At 71.7% G+C, this 2,430-nt stretch carries 4 protein-coding genes; 2 read left to right on the top strand and 2 right to left on the bottom strand.

Annotated elements, in window-relative coordinates; translation table 11 throughout:
• On the top strand, positions 1–85 hold an 85-nt coding region (locus GX015_RS06920), incomplete at its 5' end, for a metallopeptidase family protein (RefSeq protein WP_291343854.1).
• A 330-nt stretch (positions 86–415) separates the two neighbouring features.
• On the opposite strand, the gene GX015_RS06915 is transcribed toward GX015_RS06920, so the two are convergent.
• Positions 416–1,279: a histidine phosphatase family protein gene (locus tag GX015_RS06915; protein ID WP_291343853.1), complete on the bottom strand. Its 864-nt coding sequence runs from the start codon at positions 1,277–1,279 to the stop codon at positions 416–418.
• Complete coding sequence (pheA, locus tag GX015_RS06910) at positions 1,276–2,211, bottom strand: prephenate dehydratase (RefSeq protein WP_291343851.1); 936 nt, start codon at positions 2,209–2,211, stop codon at positions 1,276–1,278. The genes GX015_RS06915 and pheA overlap by 4 nt, the downstream gene beginning before the upstream one ends.
• Positions 2,212–2,248: 37 nt before the next feature.
• Between pheA and GX015_RS06905 the strand changes: the two genes are divergently transcribed.
• Positions 2,249–2,430 (top strand): hypothetical protein (locus tag GX015_RS06905; RefSeq protein ID WP_291343850.1); only part of this gene is annotated, 182 nt, incomplete at its 3' end.

The following is a 2,430-nucleotide window of genomic DNA, read 5'->3' as shown; positions in this document are numbered from 1 at the left end:
GCAGATCCGCGTCACCGTCCTCCACGAGGTGGGGCACTTCTTCGGCATGGACGAGGACGACCTCGACCGCCTCGGGTACGGGTAACGCGAGCCCCACACACCTCGATCGCCGCGGACTTCGCCCCCACCACACACAGATAGACGCCCAGCGGACAGAAAGAGCTGGTCAACCACGTCTTTCTGTCCACTGGACGTCTTTCTGCGCAGCAGCGTTGCCCGCCGGCACGCGTCCACCCCACCAGTCGTAACGCCGACCGCACAGACACCTACGTTCCGGCCGGATACCTACGTTTGAACGTGAGTATCTGGCCGGAACGTAGGTATCTGCGGCGTTGAGGCGCGCGCCGAACCAGCGGATGCCGGGTCAGTGAGTGCCGAGCCAGCGGGCGGCGGGCGACGCTTCCAGACGCCCGGCCTACCGCGCCTCGGGCTCGTTGCTCAGTTCGCCCCAGCGCGCCAGCTTCCAGGATCCGGCCGCGTCGCCGTCGCCGGCGTCGACGTCGCGCACCAGCTCCACGCGCGCGGCGTTGGGCAGCGGGTTGTCGAAGATGAACTGGCCCTCGATGTTCGCCAAGTGCTGCGCGATCAGGCGAATCGCCGCGCCGTGGCTGACCACGGCGATGTTGCGGCCGGCATCGTCCGGGCCGCCGGCGCTCGCGGCCCGCTCCGACGAGAAGGGCTCGTTGCGTGACGACGGGCCGTCGTCAAGCGGAGAAGCCGACGCCGAATCGGCGCCCGGCCATGGCGCATCGCGGCCCTCGGCGACGAGCCTTCGCAGCACCGGGAGGTAGCGGGCGAGGACGTCGTCGGCGGACTCGCCGCCGGGGACCTTCGCGCCGAAGTCGCCGTGGAGCCAGCCGTGGAAGATTTCCATGAAGCGGCGATGGGCGTCGAAGTCGCTGCGGCCTTCGATTTCGCCGGCCTGGACCTCGTGGAGCCCGGACTCGTGGCGCAGCCGCACTCCCGGCCCCGCCAGATGATGCAGCCCCGCCACCGCGCCCGCTCCGGTCTGACGGGCGCGCAGGGCATGGGACGTCACGACCTCGCTCATCCGCTCCCGCGACGGCAGCAGCACGCGCCCGAGCCGCCGGGCCTGGATGATCCCGTGGTCGGTCAACGGCGCCCCGGGCAGCGCGGTGTCCAGGATCCGCGCGATGTTGGCGTGGGTCTGGCCGTGGCGGATGAGGATCAGCCGATCCTCCCCGCGGTGCGCCCGGCCGACCGACTCCTCGAGCGAGTGGTCCTCGCCGGCGGCGAAGTTGCCGTCGAACTTCGTCATCGTCGCTTCCCTTCCTTCAGCTCGGACACCCAGGCCAGGGCGTCGGTGACGTCGGGGGGCCCGGCGTCGATGTTCGCCGAACCCTGCGCGGCGGGCCACGACCCGAGGAACCGCAGGTCCGCGGCCCGCAGGTGCAGCGCCGCCAGCGCCGACGCCACCGCGGGATCGTCGATGTGCCCGGCGACGTCGATGTGGAACCGGTACGCGCCCATCGACTTCCGCGTCGGCCGCGACTCGATGCGGGTGAGGTTGATGTCGCGCACGGCGAATTCGTTCATGGACCGCATCAGCGTGCCGGGCTCGTTGCGCAGGGTGAAGGACACGCTGGTTCGGTCGACTCCGGTGCGGGCGGTGGGCACGCCGGGGCGGCCGACCAGCACGAATCGGGTCCGGGCGCCGCGGACGTCGGCCACGCCCTCGGCGATCGCGTCAAGCCCCAGCAGCTCTCCGGCGCGGGCGGGTGCGGCGCAGGCGTCGTGCACGCCGTCGGCGACCAGGTGCGCGGCGGCGGCGTTCGACGAGGCCGAGTGGAATTCCACGCCGGGCAGGTTCGCGTCCACCCACTGCTTGACCTGGGGGTATGCGACGGGGTGCGTCGTAAAGCTGCGTATCGCCCCCGGATCCGTGCCGGGCCGGACGAGGATGGAGAACTCCACGCCGATCTCGGTCTCGCGGTAGATCTGCAGCTCGGGGCCCATGGTCAGCGCGTCGAACGTCGGGGTCACCGGTCCGTCGACGCTGTTTTCGATGGCCACGCAGGCGTAGTCGGCGTCGCCCTTGCGCACGGCGGCCAGGGCGGCGCCGGGGCTGTCGACGGGCACGGTCTCGACGGCGCTTTCGCCGGCGGGGTCGATTTCGCCGCGGCGGGCCATCGCCAAAAGCGCTGCCTCGGTGAACGTTCCGGCGGGGCCGAGGTAGGTCACGGTGGTCATGCCCACCAGCCTAAGTGTCCCGATAGACTTTCGCCCCATGACCTTCGAACGCATCGCCAGCAGCGCCGGCGGCATCGTCGCCGCCGTCGAGTCGGGCGACGCGTCGGCCGCCGAGTTCGCCGCGGCCGCGGTCCGCGCGCTCGAGGGACTGCCTGAGGAGACGGGCGTGGCCACGCTGACGCCGGAGCTCGCGCGGGCCACCGCCGCGCAGGTCGACGG

Source organism: Corynebacterium sp., from assembly GCF_012837295.1.
Lineage (GTDB): Bacteria > Actinomycetota > Actinomycetes > Mycobacteriales > Mycobacteriaceae > Corynebacterium.
This window is presented reverse-complemented; position numbering and strand designations above follow the sequence as displayed.

What these genes read in the sequence shown, in the direction of transcription:
- GX015_RS06915 (WP_291343853.1), bottom strand. Translation starts at nt 1,279, where the DNA reads ATGACGAAGTTCGACGGCAACTTCGCCGCCGGCGAGGACCACTCGCTC.
- pheA (WP_291343851.1), bottom strand. Translation starts at nt 2,211, where the DNA reads ATGACCACCGTGACCTACCTCGGCCCCGCCGGAACGTTCACCGAGGCA.